The 16924-nt window shown below is 39.9% G+C and carries 19 protein-coding genes; 2 read left to right on the top strand and 17 right to left on the bottom strand.

All coding sequences use genetic code 11. From position 1 onward, the window contains the following. From NSQ55_RS14045 to NSQ55_RS13965, 17 genes are all read right to left on the bottom strand, one after another. Window positions 1–1389: a serine hydrolase gene (locus NSQ55_RS14045; protein ID WP_339174049.1), complete on the bottom strand. Its 1389-nt coding sequence runs from the start codon at window positions 1387–1389 to the stop codon at window positions 1–3. Between the two features lie 116 nt (window positions 1390–1505). Then, window positions 1506–1742, bottom strand: a complete 237-nt coding sequence (locus NSQ55_RS14040; protein ID WP_076219092.1) for a DUF3977 family protein — start codon at window positions 1740–1742, stop codon at window positions 1506–1508. 30 nt (window positions 1743–1772) lie between these two features. After that, entirely contained in the window at window positions 1773–2288 is a 516-nt protein-coding gene (locus tag NSQ55_RS14035) for a GNAT family N-acetyltransferase (protein ID WP_076219091.1), read from the bottom strand. A 150-nt stretch (window positions 2289–2438) separates the two neighbouring features. Then, window positions 2439–3095, bottom strand: a complete 657-nt coding sequence (locus tag NSQ55_RS14030) for a CatB-related O-acetyltransferase (RefSeq protein ID WP_339174046.1) — start codon at window positions 3093–3095, stop codon at window positions 2439–2441. Window positions 3096–3279: 184 nt separating this feature from the next. Next, on the bottom strand, window positions 3280–4056 hold the full coding sequence (locus NSQ55_RS14025; RefSeq protein WP_339174043.1) for a DUF817 domain-containing protein: 777 nt from the start codon (window positions 4054–4056) through the stop codon (window positions 3280–3282). Window positions 4057–4058: 2 nt separating this feature from the next. Then, window positions 4059–4274: a helix-turn-helix transcriptional regulator gene (locus NSQ55_RS14020; RefSeq protein WP_339174041.1), complete on the bottom strand. Its 216-nt coding sequence runs from the start codon at window positions 4272–4274 to the stop codon at window positions 4059–4061. A 10-nt stretch (window positions 4275–4284) separates the two neighbouring features. Beyond that, window positions 4285–4767, bottom strand: a complete 483-nt coding sequence (locus NSQ55_RS14015; protein WP_038570783.1) for a DUF2975 domain-containing protein — start codon at window positions 4765–4767, stop codon at window positions 4285–4287. A gap of 208 nt (window positions 4768–4975) precedes the next feature. Further along, window positions 4976–6190: a hypothetical protein gene (locus NSQ55_RS14010; RefSeq protein ID WP_339174038.1), complete on the bottom strand. Its 1215-nt coding sequence runs from the start codon at window positions 6188–6190 to the stop codon at window positions 4976–4978. A 24-nt stretch (window positions 6191–6214) separates the two neighbouring features. Beyond that, complete coding sequence (locus NSQ55_RS14005; RefSeq protein ID WP_339174036.1) at window positions 6215–7060, bottom strand: hypothetical protein; 846 nt, start codon at window positions 7058–7060, stop codon at window positions 6215–6217. After that, window positions 7057–7743 (bottom strand): ABC transporter ATP-binding protein, encoded by a 687-nt coding sequence (locus tag NSQ55_RS14000; protein WP_076280707.1) that lies wholly within the window; start codon window positions 7741–7743, stop codon window positions 7057–7059. The genes NSQ55_RS14005 and NSQ55_RS14000 overlap by 4 nt, the downstream gene beginning before the upstream one ends. Further along, complete coding sequence (locus NSQ55_RS13995) at window positions 7740–8156, bottom strand: GntR family transcriptional regulator (RefSeq protein ID WP_076129346.1); 417 nt, start codon at window positions 8154–8156, stop codon at window positions 7740–7742. Before NSQ55_RS13995 ends, NSQ55_RS14000 begins: the two co-directional genes overlap by 4 nt. A 135-nt stretch (window positions 8157–8291) precedes the next feature. Next, a complete protein-coding gene (locus NSQ55_RS13990) occupies window positions 8292–9800 on the bottom strand; it encodes a malate:quinone oxidoreductase (protein WP_076129345.1) in 1509 nt (502 codons plus the stop codon). A gap of 216 nt (window positions 9801–10016) precedes the next feature. Continuing rightward, the gene (locus tag NSQ55_RS13985; RefSeq protein ID WP_076185905.1) at window positions 10017–11057 is read right to left on the bottom strand and encodes a hypothetical protein; all 1041 of its coding nucleotides are present in this window, start codon (window positions 11055–11057) and stop codon (window positions 10017–10019) included. 236 nt (window positions 11058–11293) lie between these two features. After that, window positions 11294–12295, bottom strand: a complete 1002-nt coding sequence (locus tag NSQ55_RS13980) for a Gfo/Idh/MocA family oxidoreductase (protein WP_339174031.1) — start codon at window positions 12293–12295, stop codon at window positions 11294–11296. 30 nt (window positions 12296–12325) lie between these two features. Next, complete coding sequence (locus tag NSQ55_RS13975; protein ID WP_076278977.1) at window positions 12326–13414, bottom strand: Gfo/Idh/MocA family oxidoreductase; 1089 nt, start codon at window positions 13412–13414, stop codon at window positions 12326–12328. Between the two features lie 32 nt (window positions 13415–13446). After that, the gene (locus NSQ55_RS13970; RefSeq protein WP_076185913.1) at window positions 13447–14208 is read right to left on the bottom strand and encodes a sugar phosphate isomerase/epimerase; all 762 of its coding nucleotides are present in this window, start codon (window positions 14206–14208) and stop codon (window positions 13447–13449) included. Window positions 14209–14233: 25 nt separating this feature from the next. After that, window positions 14234–15397, bottom strand: a complete 1164-nt coding sequence (locus tag NSQ55_RS13965; RefSeq protein WP_076185915.1) for a Gfo/Idh/MocA family oxidoreductase — start codon at window positions 15395–15397, stop codon at window positions 14234–14236. A gap of 154 nt (window positions 15398–15551) precedes the next feature. Between NSQ55_RS13965 and NSQ55_RS13960 the strand changes: the two genes are divergently transcribed. Then, window positions 15552–16388, top strand: coding sequence for an AraC family transcriptional regulator (locus NSQ55_RS13960; RefSeq protein WP_305953559.1), 837 nt, complete (start codon window positions 15552–15554; stop codon window positions 16386–16388). 29 nt (window positions 16389–16417) lie between these two features. Next, on the top strand, window positions 16418–16894 hold the full coding sequence (locus NSQ55_RS13955; protein ID WP_339174515.1) for a GNAT family N-acetyltransferase: 477 nt from the start codon (window positions 16418–16420) through the stop codon (window positions 16892–16894). Window positions 16895–16924: the final 30 nt, after the last annotated feature.

Raw genomic sequence — 16924 nt, 5'->3', positions numbered from 1 at the left:
TCATCCCTCCCAACCAATAACAGTTATGTCTTCTCTATCCTCTAAGGAAAGATTCCTATGCATATGCAGTTCAATTTTTTTACCGCTAAAACTCAAAGAGTAATCAACTACGTAAGGGGTTTCAATGTAATTTACCGTGAGGATTAATTTGGAATCATCATATTGCCAGCTTGCAGATGTACAAACTTCCTGCTCACTAAGGGATAAGTCTTTAATAAATAAACTTTTTGCATGGGTAGGCCTTAAAAAATCGAACGGAAATTCATCTAAATGATCGTCGTAAAGTAAAGAAAAACTAAGGTGCTCATCTTCAAACTTCAGTGTTAATTCTTTGATTTTATGCTTATTATCTTCAAAGATATAAATTCCACTGTACGATCTATAATCTACTTTAACTATCCTGTTTACTAAGGAGGTAAATGTAGGAGGTTTTATAATGTTAGATGCAACCGTTGGCCAATCAAAGTTCAGTAATTTTGCATATATGATATCTAAAAAATCCTGTAACTTCTTCATCTCGGTAAAACTTGAAGTTGCAGCAATCACAATCTCTTGACTCGGATCAATGAAACACAATTGACCAAAAGCTCCATTCCCCATCTTACATCCATTCCTGCACATAAAGAACTGATAACCATATCCGTTTGACCAGTCAGCCTTATTTTGTCCCCAACGATTATCGCTTTGTTCATTTAGCGCCAGCTTTAAATAATCTTTCGAAACAATTCTACGACTATTGTAAACCCCTTGATTGAGGAGCATCTGGCCAAATTTCGCGATTCCATCTGTTGGTATGCTTAGTCCCATTCCACCAGCAACAACTCCTAACGGGCAAGTCTCCCATTCTGGTCTTTCTATGTCCAATGGCGTAAATAATCTTGGCATTAAAAAATCAACAAGATTTTCTCCAGTCGTCTTTTCGATAATAGCCGAAACCATATAAGTGGCGTGTGTATTGTAATTGTAATAACTTCCCGGTTCATCTTCTACGTCCAAAGCTAAAAAGGCACGAACCCAATCATTTTGCTTGGCTATCGCACCATAGATACTATTGTTATGTCCTGTATTCATGGAAAGAAGATGATGTATCGTCATCTTCTCTAAATTAGGTGAAATTGAGCTAGGAAGCTGATCCGGGAAAAAAGAAACCACTTTATCCGTTAATTCAAAATAACCGTTATCCCATGCTATGCCTGCTGCAATAGATGTAAAGCTCTTACTTAGAGAAAATAAAACCTGGGGAACGTTTTTGCGGTACGGTTGACGATAAAACTCGGTAATAACTTCTCCCTTACGTAATAGCATAAAAGTATTAACCGGTAAATCAGATCGTTCAAGTTCTTCATAAAACTTAGACAGCGCTTGGGTCAAATTCTCTGGATTATCCATTTAAACCTCGCTTGTCGTTATATTTTGAGTTTTTAATAATTCTCAGGTAGAGCACTAAGTCTCGTGTCAGGTCTCCTCCATTTGTTCATTTAGACGGCAACCTTGTCATACTTAACCTAAAGACTTGTTATACCAAAAATAATCTTCAACGTTTTACGACTCTTCTTACATATTTTCAAGCCTTGTTTTAAGTCTAGAATGATTACAGTTTTGCCAATCCAAATCCTAAAATATAACGAGCGGAACTTTACCGGTGTCACTATGCCTTTTTCTTCATATTCCGTTCCATCCTCTAACTCCGTTTCAGTTCTAATAAGCCATGTATTGCCGATACCAAATTCGATATACTTCAGAATCTATCTCCCCCCGTACAAGAGCTGCTTTTATTGCTCAATAGTTTTTATAAGATAAAGGCAGAGATCATCGTCGACACAAACATGTGCCCCAGGCTCAATAGGCTTATTATCGTACATGATTCCTCGCCCATCAGGGATAAAACCACGCTTTATATACATCCGTTGTGCGGTTCCATAGTCAGCGTATAATCCAAATCCAATACCAATAGTATTAGATATAGTAAAAGCATCTTTTTCAAGAGCTTCAATTAATACACTTCCTACCCCACGTTTCCTAAATGGCGGGATGACGTCAAAGTTTTGAATTTCAGGTATATTATTCTCTGCAAAATAAGGATATTCCGACCTGTATACCACATGTCCCCATCCAACAAACTCATTTTCACAAAAAGCTAAAAGTGTAACTCGCTTTTCATTTTGATTTTCTTGCCAACAACGTTGGACATAATCAAGAGGTTGGCTTACGTCATGCTCAGATAACCCCATATGTATAATATCAATATCGTTTTGTGTCATTCGACGGATTTGTAAAGGTAAGGCCATAATATAATTTCCTCCTAACTTATTAAATGAGTCCATTCCTATATTAACATACTAATTAGGATTAATCTGGTAAAAAACAATTATTGTTAAACGAACCTGTCAGATAAAAGAACAGGCTGCCGAATATACTGGCAGCCTGTTCTGATTTTGTTATTTTTTTATTTCTTTAAGGTAAAAGTCATATAATTGATCAATAGATGAACTGGAAAAGATAGACGTGGCTTGTTCAATTTTCTCACGTTTCCAATCGAACCAGCGCATTTCCTTTAACTTTTCGATTTCTTGATCTGTAAACCGTTGCTTGATCACTTTAGCAGGATTGCCGCCTACTATCGTATACGGTGGGACATCCTTTACAACAACTGATCCTGCCGCAACAATAGCACCTTCGCCTATTTTCACACCGGGCATAATCATTGCATTCATCCCAATCCAGGCATCACTAGCAATGATTGTATCCCCTTTGGATTCGTAAGAGTTTGCAATCTGGTCTACAAAAGGATACACGGTAATCCATTCAGGATGATGATTGTGATTCCCACCCATGAGAATAATTACACCACTAGCAATACAAACATAATTTCCTATAATCAATTTATCTAAATGCCAACCATAATCTTCACTGGGATTAAACAACTTTCTTGATTGTTCATCACCCCAAAGGTATCTGACACACCCATCTTCAAAATCAAGATTATCGTAATAACCAGAGTAGTAAGAGTACTCTCCTACCTCAATCATTGGGTTGGTGACAATATCCTTTAAATACTTAATTTCAGACCAGTGGCTGAACTGATGTTGTTTCATTTTCTTTCCCTCGCTTCTAAGTAATGTAATTCATTTATACTTAGAAGCTTGATGCAGTAGCGACATTCTTAAACCTTTTCAAACGACGAACCATCGTCCTCATCCTTTTCCTAATTGATGCCGTCATTGTAACAAACGAATGATTTATTCGTCAAATCAACCGTATTGTCCCAACTCAGCTCAATTATGAATTTATCGGATTACGGCTAGCCTTAACATGTTTAAGCTGGGCAACTATAATGACGCTAATGATCACTAGAAGGAACCACGAAATGATCTTACTGAAACTAACCAGTTGCCACGTTTGATATTGATCAGGATATTTCCATGCATTAAAAAATGTAGCGATATTTTCAGCTAACCAGATAAAAAATCCTACAATAAAAAAGGCCAGTGTCAAGGGCATTCGATAGGTAACCGTCCGTACCCTATAAATGATCCATGTTTTCCAGAAGACAACAACCACAAGCGCTGTCAGCCACCAACGAAAATCAGGAATGAAATGATGTGTAAAAAAATTTAAATAGATGGCTCCTCCCAACAATCCCGCTGAAGCAAGCCCCGGCCAACCGGTCATATCCATTTTCAATCTTCGCCATATCTGGCACATAAAGCTTGCGACACTTGCATACATAAATCCACTATAGAGGGGTACACCAAACACCTTCGTAAACCCTGGCTCAGGGTATGCCCATGAACCCATCTTTACCTTATAGATTTCCAGCAATAAACCAATAACGTGGAACACACAGATTACTTTTATTTCATCCAGCGTCTCTAATCCAGTACGGTACATGAGGTACTGCACTGTAAGCAGTATTAGAAGAATGGCATCATAACGGTAAAGAAAAGGCATTTCTATTATGTTAGAAAGAGCTAAAGTCCCAAAAATCGCAACTGGAAATATGCAACTCATCGCCTGATGATATCCGAAATGCAGCAATTGTGTTATTGACTTCATTCTTATGTTTCCTCATCATTTTTGTATTCTAATAGATCTCCAGGCTGACATTCCAAAGCCTTACAAATTGCCTCTAACGTTGATAATCGCACCGCTTTTGCTTTTCCATTTTTCAATATAGAAAGATTAGCCATTGTTATTCCAACTCTCTCCGAAAGCTCAGTAACACTCATTTTTCTTTTAGCCAGCATCACGTCAATATTAAATATAATCGCCATTGTTTTCACCTCAGACAGTTAAGTCATTTTCTGATTTTATATCAATAGCTTCTTTTAAAAGCTTTTGTAGAACTGCAGCAAAAACGGCAATCACCATGGAGGCAAAAATGATAATCAAGCCGATGACTATAATCCCTGGGGCATCATCTTTCTCCGCCATGAGGTAAAAGAGTGGCATACCAACTACATACAAGCAACTGATGATGATTGCACAATATTTTATTTTCTTTAAAACCTGTACAGACATTTCCGAGAAAGCATTGTTCTTGTCAATATATCCTAACAGTTTAAAAGCTTGATACAGTGCAAAGTAAAAAGGTATCGCCGAGGCATACAAATCAATGGCAATGAGATATTTCAATAAACTATAATCCGGATACAGTTCTGCTGCGAAACTCGCTATTTCCGGCACCACAAATATGCACAAGGCAAGCACCGGGATACCAATAAGAATAACCGCTGCCCTTAAAAAAAGTGTTGATCCTCTTTCCATAATAAACACACCTCACAGATTTATTGTGAATTGAATTTATCATATTATTTATCGTTTTACAATATATTTTAATCGATATACAGTGATTATTGGTTGTTTTATAACTTTCGACTAAAAGGCCGAGCTAATTGACTATTAGAAGTCATTAGCTCGGCCTTGGTACCTTTTCATATCTCTTTATCTCTATTTTTCTATTCTACAAGTAATTCTAATACTGACCGAGATCGATAAAATTCAAATCCATGTTAGCTTCATCTTCAGCCTGATTTGCAGCTTCTGTTGATACTGCTTTTCCTTCGTATTCAAGGTTACCGCTTGTCAAATTGAATACATATAGACGATTACCTTTGAAGTACTTATTACCCATATTCTTATAACCCACAATATAGAGATAGTCTTGTTTAAAATCATAGGTAATGTTTTCACTTAAATCTATATCTGTATTCTTCAGAGTAGTCTCATATTCTTTACTCACGAGATCGTAAGAAATAACAGTAAATCCTATATTCTCCTTACCCGATACAGCTTTTTGCAGGAAATAAATTTTCTGTCCATACGCATTCATAATATTATTCAATAACATTTCATGCCCTTGGAACGCGAGCGGCGAGATTTGTCCTGTTGCAACATCTACTTGATATGCCTTTTTATGATTATCTTTACTAACCGTTAAAATCCATTGATCCGAGTGATCCAGATTTTGATTGGCTAACCTAACGAATTGATTATCCCCATTTGCTGCTTCAGATTTAGCTCCTGGTAATACGAGCGGCTCATTCGTAATCTCCTTTGTTGTTAGATTAACACGGATAATCTGCGGTTCAGTTACATAACCTTTGGCGCCGTGATTCAAAAACACCATTGCAACAAGCTCTTGATCAACAAGCTGTACATTTTGTACATAGATATCTGAAATATCATGATCCACATTGATATCGGATCTGATTTCCTGCGTATTATCCTTTTGCTTATTAAGCACAGAAATACTGAGTCTAGCATTTTTCTTCGCTGATGGATCATTTGATTGCTGCTTATCTACGGTCCAATTCACGTAAGCAAGCATATCCTGATTTTCATAGAACCCAGCTAAGTTCTTCTTCCCACGCATGAACTGACGATGCTGATCCCTCCATTTATCCAATTGTGTGTTCACTGGTCTTCGGTTTAAGCTTTGGTTGATCGTTAACTTTTCATCTGGATAATCTGTACCATTTGTAGTGATATTAGCTCGTTTGATGCCAAAAACACTATCCTTAGTCAGATAATTTCCGTATAAGGCTATACCTTCAACGAGGGAAGCATCCCCTTGAACCATCGTCAGCTTATAATTAGGTAGTGTCTCTTGTGAGGCCTGTACATAATACGTCCCGATTGTAACAACCGAGAACACTACAAGAACGGCGGTAACCATATATTTTCTCATTCCTTAACCTCCATACCCCTTCAATTATACCGATATTTTCTTACGCAATAGATATAAGCTGTACCAAAGCGAACCTCCAGCAATAATCACTATTAATCCGAGACAAGCACCTATGATCTCTCCGGGATAGAAGTAGCTATCATATCTGCTATAACCCATAAGATAGGGTATTGAGGCTAATCCAGCCAGAACCGCTAAGTATAATATGATAAAGCCGATCCCTTTCAGTCTGTAGCTCCGCTCCATTAGAATCGCTGTGAACAAGACGATCAAACCCGTAATGCCCAGTCCATAATATAGAACAAACTCAGAAAAGTAGGGCGGAACCAGAACTTTAAGCACAGTAGGATACTTCAAATAATCAAATACCGAGATGTTCCGATATAGTTCAGCAGGAAGAATCGACTGTGCTATCAAACGCTCCAGTGGCACAAGGACAATTTGCAGGGCAACAAGTCCAAATGCGAATAGCAAGATCGTAACCAGCTTGGCAAAATACAAATTCGCCCGATTGGATGGCAAGGTGAGCAGGCGATATACTATCGTATTTTTACCTCTCCAGTCACGGTACCAGATGAAGCAGCTATATATTAGCAACACTGTTGTGCTCAAAAATATGGGTCCGAAATATAGAAGTCCATTATAGCGAGCATACGGCATACTGTTTAGCTGAATATATCCAGTCACATTGTGATATTGCTCAAGCGTCCATTGATTCACTCTCATTGCCTCATTCGCAGAATCCAGCCAATGATTAGCACCGATGGTGACTGCTGCAAGCTGCAAGGCAACTGTCAGCACCATGAGTCCAATATATATTTTGGCAAATCGGTTCATTTCAAAATTCAATAGCTTCACAAAAGCTCTCATTTCATGTACACCTCTCTCATTACGTCCGTAATGGACTTACCTTCCTGCTCGCGAACTTCTTCACAGTAGAATTCACGTTCTACCTTCCCATGCTGTAGCAAGACCGCTTTATCAATTAAATGCTCAATATCGTTAATTTCATGAGTTGTAATAATCACACCACGATCCTCGATCAATTCACTCGTGAACACATCAGTAATTTGCTCGCGGCTGAACATATCAATTCCCGAGAACGGCTCGTCCATTAGGATGTAATCACAATCCAAGGCAAGTCCCAGCAACAAATTCACCTTCGCAGCCATCCCTTTCGACAATGAGGATACGCGATCTGAAGAGCTCAGTCGGAAGAACTTAAGCATTTCCTTTGCACGTTCAGCGTTCCAATTCCGATAAAAGTCAGCCATAAAGCTCAAGCAATCAGCAATTCGCATATTAGAGGGCATCGTTAACGAATCTGGAATGAAAGTGATTTTCTCATACATCGCAGGTGTTAGTGATACATTATCGATTAAAACCTCCCCTTTGAATGGTGTCAGTCCCATGATGGACTTCAGCACTGTTGACTTCCCGGCACCATTGATTCCGATCAGGCAGGTAATCTCTCCCTTGGCAGCAGTGAAGCTAACGCCATTTAGTACCTTCTTGAATCCATAATTCTTTACCATCTGATTCACTTGGATCATCTTGTGTCACCACCCTCTGGAGATAACTTGCGCTCGGATGTATATTTTGTCTTTATGATCTCTACCAGTTCTTCAACTGGAATTTGAATATTCTGAATGGAGCTGATGAATATATCCACTGCACTTTCGATTAATTCAGCTCGAATCGAGTTTAGTATTTGCTGATCCTGTGTAATTCGGCTCGGGGAATTCCCTTCTGTTACGATCAAACCCTGTTCCTCCATTTCCTTATATGCCTTCTGCGCCGTGTTCGCATTAATCTTCATTACTGATGCCAGTTCACGCCGTGAAGGAATTTTGTCTCCCGCTCCGATTTGCCCTGTGGCGATCTGTTCCTTGAAATGACGCACAACTTGAATATATACCGGCTCACGAATATTAAAGCTGACGCCTGATTTCTGTTCTTCTGTCATACAACCAACTCCATATACTAAGTGTGTGTACTAAGTGGTTCATACATCTCATTTATGTACTATACGTGTAATACACTTTTGTGTCAATAGTTCAGATTTGAGAAAAAAAACTGCCTCTCGGCAGCTCCTTTATTACTAAAACACCTTTTGATTAAAAACATGTTCTTTTCCACCTAAACCCAGTGTATCTGCTGTTGTAGTGTGAATTTTCTGCAGAAGCACGGGATTATCCATTAGTGACAAGCCATAAGAAGGAATCATTTCTTTTATTTTGGGTTCCCATTCTTTTATATATTGAGGGAAACATTTGTTAAGCACTTCAAGCATCACGTGAACAGCCGTAGAAGCTCCAGGGGAAGCCCCTAACAATGCTGCGACCGAACCATCAGCGGCACTAATAACCTCCGTACCAAATTGAAGTGTGCCTTTGCCAGCTTCTGTATCTTTGATAACTTGCACACGCTGACCAGCTACAACAAGATCCCAATCTTCAATTTTGGCATTGGGGATAAACTCTTTCAGTTCTTCCAAACGTTTTTCTTTCGATAACAGCACTTGTTCGATCAGGTATTTTGTTAATGACATATTTTTAGCACCTGCCGACAGCATTGTTATGAGGTTATCCGGTTTCACAGAAGTTATTAAATCAAACATTGAGCCCGTTTTTAAGAATTTAGGTGAGAATCCGGCAAATGGTCCAAATAGCAGTGATTTTTTATTGTCGATAAATCTTGTGTCTAAGTGCGGTACGGACATTGGAGGGGCTCCAACTTTAGCTTTGCCGTATACTTTGGCATGATGCTGCGCAATAACTTCCGGATTATTACACACCATAAAAATACCGCTTACTGGGAATCCACCGATATGTTTTCCTTCAGGAATACCGGATTTCTGCAGTAAGTGCAGACTTCCTCCCCCGCCACCAATGAACACAAATTTCGCTGTATGTTGTTCAATGTTACCGCTGGCATTTCTGATTTTTAGATCCCATAAGCCAGCACTGTTGCGCTTCATACTATTGACACTATGTTTGTAGTGAAGATCGACGTTTTTACTCTTTAAATGCTCAAATAAGATACGCGTTAAAGCACCAAAGTTAACATCCGTTCCAGAGTCAATTTTTGTAGCCGCAATGGATTCGTTCGCAGGACGATTTTGTATAATAAGCGGAATCCATTCCATCAGTTTTTTAGAGTCAGCGGAAAATTCCATCCCTTGGAATAATGGATTTTTTGAGAGCGCTTCAAATCTTTTCTTTAAAAAAGCTATATCCTTCTCCCCTTGCACCAAACTCATATGAGGTAACGGCATAATAAAGTCCTGGGGAGTATGTATCAGCTTGCGATTTACAAGATAAGACCAAAACTGCATCGAAAGCTGAAACTGTTCATTAATCTGAATAGCTTTGCTAATATCTATAGATCCGTCTGGCTTTTCAACAGTATAATTAAGCTCACAGAGCGCCGCATGCCCGGTTCCTGCATTATTCCATTCATTAGAGCTTTCTTCCCCTGCTTTTTCAAGCTTTTCAAATACTTTAATTTTCCATTCCGGTACTAATTCCTTCAAAAGTGTTCCTAAAGTCGCACTCATGATTCCGGCACCAATTAAAATGACGTCTGTATCAGTTGCACTTTTGCCCATTATTACCATCCTTATCCCCTGAATTTTGCAGAAAGGATGTGGGCGCTCCTTCTTAGGCGTCACACCTTTTCTGTATCAATTATAACCTTATCATGGTGTATTACAATTATTTATAAATTTAATATCTACTATTATATGAAAAAAATAAAATATTTAAAAGCTTGTAAAAAAGATAGAAATACGTCCTCAAGATTTATGGAACAAAAAAAGGCTGCATCATGCCCTGTTCTCATTGTAGACAATTCCGTTTTGATAGCCCAACCCCACTATTGTTTTTTGAATTTCCTGATCTACTTTTCTTTTAAAAGTTGCAAACTCTAATGTGGTTAAGCCGATTGGAAGCTCTTGTTCTATAAATGAATCAAAATCGATCGCCGTTTTGAAAATACGAAGCTTGTGCAGAAAAGGTAATTGCTCCATTCCCGTCAAATGAGCCAATGTTTTGCAATTCATAATCGTTAGCTCTTCCAGTGCCTTCATCTGCTGATCAAAGTTAATCTCACGTAGCTGGATTTGATCTTCAATCACAAGCTTTTTTAACGCACGAAAAACCGAAATATTACTCAGGTCATGAAAGCCACGGACTCTACAAATTTCCAGGCTCTCGATTTCATTTTCTTCGATGTCCTGAATATGTTCTCTGCCTCCAAGTAAAATACGTAGGTCTTTCAATTTCTTTAGCCGATTAATAAAATGTAAGGGTTTGTTGCTGATGGAGTGCAGCGCGAGATAGGTAAGATCCTCCAGATCTCCAATAGCATCAAGGTTTTTAACCTTACCTATTACATGCAACTGTTCTAAACGGGAGAATTCTTTTAGGTATTCCAGATTAAGCATCTTTTTCTCCGAGCTAATATTTAAAATACTTAGAGACCGTAACGTATCTATACTCAGAATTTCCGGATTTTCAAGTTCATATATCCCCACGCTCAGACTATACAGGTTATTCAGCTTAGCCAATACGTTCGTGTTATGTGCCTGGTGAAGACAATTCAGCAGCAGCATTTTAACATTTGGAATCTGCAGGAGTGTCTCACAATCAAAGGATACAGAATAGTGGCCATAAAAACGCACTCCAAAATTTTCATCAAAACGCGCGCAAAGCTCATTTACTTCATCCAGAATCGAACCATAGGTCGATGGATCAGAGAACTGGACAATAACTTGGTTGCCGCTGTACAAGTCTTGCTGAATCTGAACTGGATCTAGTGAAATAGGATCATTGATCAGAATCCTTCTTTTCCATGTAACACTCATTTCTAATCCCTCCTACTTGCCGTTAATCATCAGTGTATATTTATTGTAAATCTACGAATTACTTACCCAAGAACATAATTACATAAATCAACCCCATGGACAAGCTACCAAGGAAGGTTACAGGTTATTTAGAGTTTCGTTGATTTAGGAGGATTGAGTACAAGTGTTTTACATTAAAATACAATAAGCTGTATCATTCGTAGATTACTCTACTTTTGATACAGCTTAATTATCATTTATTCAGCCTTCTTCGATGAACTATAAATCCCCGCCACCAACTCCAGCGCTTTTATCCCTTCAGCACCATCCAACCAAAACTTTTGACCCCTGGTGACATGCTCATAGAAGTCCTCAATCAGTCTCTTATGCCCGGTGCCCCAATAGGATTTACCTTCCGTGGCACTGAAACTAGGCTCGCACAGCAAGGTTTCCTTTCCATCCTTCCAAAGATACAAATGATCTCTGCGGAGGTTGATAGTACCCTTTTCAAAAACTAGCTCCAGCTCCACTGGAGAATTCTCCAGATAGGTATTTGTACCATAAAAAAGCCCTCTGACATTACTAGTGAAATCGATGCAGGCATGGGCGGTATCTTCTACCTCTATGACCCCATTTAGCACATCCGTGGTAATACTCCCTTTCACCGATGCCACATCTCCACCAAACCACTGAAGTAAATCCAGTGTATGAATGGTTTGGTTAATTAGCAGACCTCCACCTTCCGTAGACCAGCGTCCTCTCCAGTTACTATCGCTATAATAACTTTCGCTACGGTGCCAGGTCACGATTCCTTTCATACAGAGCAACTTCCCATATATTCCTGAGTCAATCACCTGCTTAATATACATCGAGGCATCATTATAACGATTCTGAAACACCACACCAAGCTGACCTGTGCTATGCTGTGCGGCTTCAAGTATTCGTCTGGCTGAAGGAAGATCTGCCGCCATAGGCTTTTCGGTAAGGACATGTTTTCCTGCTTGTAACAACTCCGTAGCCATTTCTGCATGTAAATAATGAGGCGTACAGAGATGTACAACATGAATACGGTCATCCTTTAAAATTTCTCTATAATCATTAGTGGCTTGGCAGTCATATTCATTAGATGTCTGCAATGCTTTGTCAGCATCAATATCTGCAACCGCAAGTAGTCTCACACCATCGATGCCTGTTAATGTTTTTGCATGAAGAGGGAAAATGGCTCCGCATCCAATAATGGCTGCTCCAAGTTCTTTCATCTATATTACCCTCCGTTCATCATTCCATCGTTATCTGAGTATTGCTGGGGTTAGATTGATCGCTTGCTCTTGAGCCTTCAGACATAGCTCGGCAGCTTTGAACACATGGGTCTGTGTCATCGCCAGCTCTGTCCGATTCAGACAGTCAAGGATTAGCTCACCAAAGAAAGGAAAACCAACCTTCCCTGCTACATGCTCATAATGTTCCCCTTCCCCATTGACCCAGTACACATGATCCGGTGTATTTGAACGACTTATATCAGTATATTTACGCAGTTCAATGTATCCTTCAGTCCCCATAATCATCGTGCGCCCGTCTCCCCAAGTGCCCAGCCCATCAGGGGTAAACCAATCCACGCGAAAATATTGTGTTGCCCCATTGTCCCCTACAAGAGTAGCATCACCAAAATCCTCTAATTCGGGATAAGTCGGATGATTGTAATTGGCCACTTTACTATGAATAACCGAAGCATCCTGACAATCGGCATAATACAAAAATTGTTCTATTTGATGACTGCCTATGTCACATAGAATCCCACCATATTTCTCCCTTTGGAAAAACCATTCCGGCCGGTTAGGAGCATTTAGACGATGTGGCCCTAATCCAATGACTTGCAGGACACGGCCAATAGCACCTTGTTGAATCAGCTGCCCCGCATAGATAGCGCTTTCAACGTGAAGACGTTCACTATAGTAGACCATATATTTCTTATTGGTTGCAGCTGCCATTGCTCTAGCGGATTCAAGCTGTTCCAGGGTCGTAAAGGGGGCTTTATCCGTAAAATAGTCCTTACCGTGAGCCATTACTCTATTGCCTAAAGGTCCTCGTTCAGATGGAATTGCGGCCGCTGCAATTAATTGTACTTCGGGATCTTCCAGAACTTCTTCCATTGATCCGGCAGCTTTGACACCGGGATATTTACTAATAAAATTTCTGACCTTTTCCTCGTCCGGATCATATACCCATTTCAGCTCTGCCCCTGCCTCAACCAGTCCGTTACACATCCCGTAAATATGACCGTGATCTAGGGCAATAGCGGCAATGATGAATTCCCCCGCCTTCACTACGGGTTTGGATTCATACGTTGGTGCATAGGTCATCCCATTTTTTCGATTCATAGAAACCCTCCTTCTATTAGTATTACTCCATTCTATAAGGTATTAAGAAGATACCGCAGACTGATCTCCAAGCTTTCAAAAGGATCACGGCGGCAAACATCCTGCTCCACTACGAACCATTCAACACCCGTTTCGCGACAGACATTGATAATTTCTTTATAGTTCATATTCCCTTCACCGATTTCAGCAAAGATCTGTTTTCTATTAACAATCGCCATATCTTTTAAATGCACTACCTGCATTCGACCTGCAACTTTGCGTATCCATTCGGCTGGACTCCCTCCGCCCGCTTGAACCCAATATAAATCCAGCTCAAAACCAACGGCAGGATCAGACTCAGTGAGCAGAATTTCCATGCCAGTCAATCCATCAAACCGTTCAAATTCAAAATCGTGATTATGATAAACAAATTGCAGATCATGTTGTTCTTTTAGTGTAACTGCAATGCCCGACATCAGCTTGGCGAATTCACGGTAACCTTCTTGCCCCGTACGGAATTTTTCCGGTAAACTTCCTAGTCCAATATTTTTGCAGTTCCACAGCTTATGTTCAGCGGCTAAAGCATCCAAATCGCTTACTAGCCGATCCCAAGACACATGGGTTGCACATATTGCCAGACCTGCTTCATCCGCATACTCTTTTACGAGCTTCGGATCGATTGGCCCGATGCCTGAAATCTGAATAGCTTCATAACCCATAGCAGAGACCTTTTGAAAAGTGGATCTTAAATCCTCCGCAGTTTTAGTAAAATCACGTAATGTGTACATTTGAGCAGCAATGGTTGAACGATTCATAGGATCTTTCCTCTCTGATTAAAATTTAATGAGTTCCCTTAACATCAAAGGTTTGGGCGGCTGTGGTTTCTTTGTTGAAGTTAGAATTCTCCACCTTTTCCATGAGCTTCTCATAAAATAAATCTTCATCAATCGGTAACTCCACCCAATCGTCGGTCCAAGCCGATAAATACATCCCATTAGATAACGTTAGACCGTGAATGCCTTCCTCACCCGGAGCTAACAATTTCTCATCGTGTAGAATGGCATTCGTAAAGTTCCGCAAAATTCCTTTATGCTGTTCCCCGCCACCCTCTTCTACAGGAATCTCACATTTCCAACATTCTGGACTGCCGAATCCTCCCGTAAACTCTGCATTGAATTGCGGCTCCGGCGTGCGTAGACGCCAAAAGGTTAATTTCCCGTCTTCCACTATGATTTTTCCATGATCACCAGTAATTTCGAAACGGTTAGTTCCCGGTGCTTCACCTGTTGTGGTGATAAAAAGCCCTGTCGCACCATTTTCATATTCCACATAAGCGGTTACATCGTCTTCAACCTCAATATTGCGGTATTTACCAAAATGACAAAATGCTCTGATCCGCTTAGGCATCATACCTGTCGTCCACTGCCATAAATCTAGTTGATGAGGATCTTGATTCAGCAACACCCCACCACCTTCGCCTGCCCATGTAGCCCGCCAACCACCGGAGTTATAGTAACTTTGTGATCTGTACCAGTTGGTGATAATCCAATTTGTGCGGCGGATTTCGCCTAGTTCACCAGACTGAATGAGATCCCTAAGCTTTTGATACAAAGGATTCGTCCGCTGGTTATACATGATTCCGAATTTGCGATCAGACTTTGCTGCAGCTTCGTTCATCTGCTTAACAGCTTTGGTATAGACCCCAGCCGGTTTCTCAACCAATACATGATAGCCATATTGAAAAGCCTCGATAGCTAAAGTTGGATGATCATAATGTGGAGTACAGATTAATACTGCATCTATGAGATGAGACTCATATAACTCTTGGGGTGTTGCAAATTTCTGTACACTTTCCGGTAAATGCTCTTCTGCCCATTTCAAACGTTCTTCCCTTACATCACATACAGCTGCAAGCTCAGCATCTTTAATATGATTCAACAGACTTTGTGCATGTGCACTCCCCATATTCCCAATTCCAATAATGCCATACCGTACTTTATTCAATCAGATCACTTCCCTATTTGAGGTTATGTTATGAGAATATACTTAATTAATAGACATGAACATGAGCGAAACTAAGCATTATTTGCACAATAATAAGATGATTTAGTTAAATTAATTCGTTATAATAAGGATAATCAAGTCATAGAGGAGCTAGATGATGAATAATCCAGGTAACCTTACCGGCAGATTCCTCCAGAATCTTACCGTAAAAGTGACCCATGCCCAACTTAGAAGCGGATATAGCGGGTGGAATCGTACGTTGGAAACTCCAACATTTAATCGGCTGTATTTTATTGACCGCGGTGAGGGAAAAGTTATCATTAACGGTGTTACTTATTATCCGAGAGCAGGTCAGCTAATGATCATGCCCGCAGGAAGCACTCAAACTACAGAGACGTCAATGAATGATCCCTATACACGCTATTTCTGCCATTTTGATGCTGATATTGGGGAGTGGCCCTTATTCCATTCGGCAAACAAACTGTTTATCTGTGATGCGCCCAACCCAGATTCCGTACGGGTTATTTTCACAGAAATGATCGAACAGTTTCAAAAAGATGATGTATTGTCCATTCTGCGTACTCAGGCGAACGTCCTCAATCTAATTGCTACTTGTCTTGAATCGAACGAGAATATCAAAACAGACTTTATGCAAGAATTTATACATACGGGGGATCAAGGAAAGCTCGCCTATGTGCTTCAATATATTGATGAGCGGCTGGATAAACCCATAGAAATAGAAGAGTTAGCAGAAATTGTCCACTTACATCCGAACTATTTCATCCCCTACTTCAAGAAATTTATAGGGGTTCCCCCCATGCATTATGTACAATTGAAAAGAATGGAGCATGCTAAAAGACAGCTTTCTTATAGCAATTTCAGCATTTCAGATATCGCGGAGCAAGTCAGTATGGAATTAGCCCATTTCTCTAAATATTTCAAAAAGACAATAGGAATCTCCCCTTCTGCCTATCGTAACAGCACTAAGTAAATTTATTAGGGAATGTCTTAATCTATGTGATGAACTATAATAAAAAGGCTCTAACCTTCAATTTTGAGGTGCTGAACGATATTCTTATCAGAACAGCATCTATAAGCGACATTCAAGAGATAGCAAGACTCTCAAGCCAGCTTGGATATCCTTTGAATATCGATCAATTAGGAGAAAGACTACAAGAAATCGGAACACACAAAGATCATACTGTATATGTAGCTGAATCAGATCACCAATTGGTAGGATGGATACATGCGACCGTTCGAATCTTACTTGAATCTCCTTCATTTATTGAAATAGGAGGTCTTGTTGTTGATCAGACTTGCCGCGGAGAAGGAATTGGCAGACAGCTTGTAGAAACCTGTGAACGATGGGCAATCCAAACAGGGTTTAGCAAAATTAGAGTACGTACCAATCAAACCAGAGAAGATGCTGTACGGTTCTATAATCATATAGGATTTTCGCCAAAAAAATCACAGCATGTACTTGATAAGGAACTTTAATCACACTCAGGACTTTTAGGGAGGTTCAAT

It is taken from the genome of Paenibacillus sp. FSL H7-0943 (assembly GCF_037963265.1).
In the GTDB taxonomy this organism is placed as follows: Bacteria; Bacillota; Bacilli; order Paenibacillales; family Paenibacillaceae; genus Paenibacillus_AQ; species Paenibacillus_AQ odorifer.
Note: the sequence above shows the minus strand (reverse complement) of the source record. Positions and strands in the feature narration are given on the sequence as shown.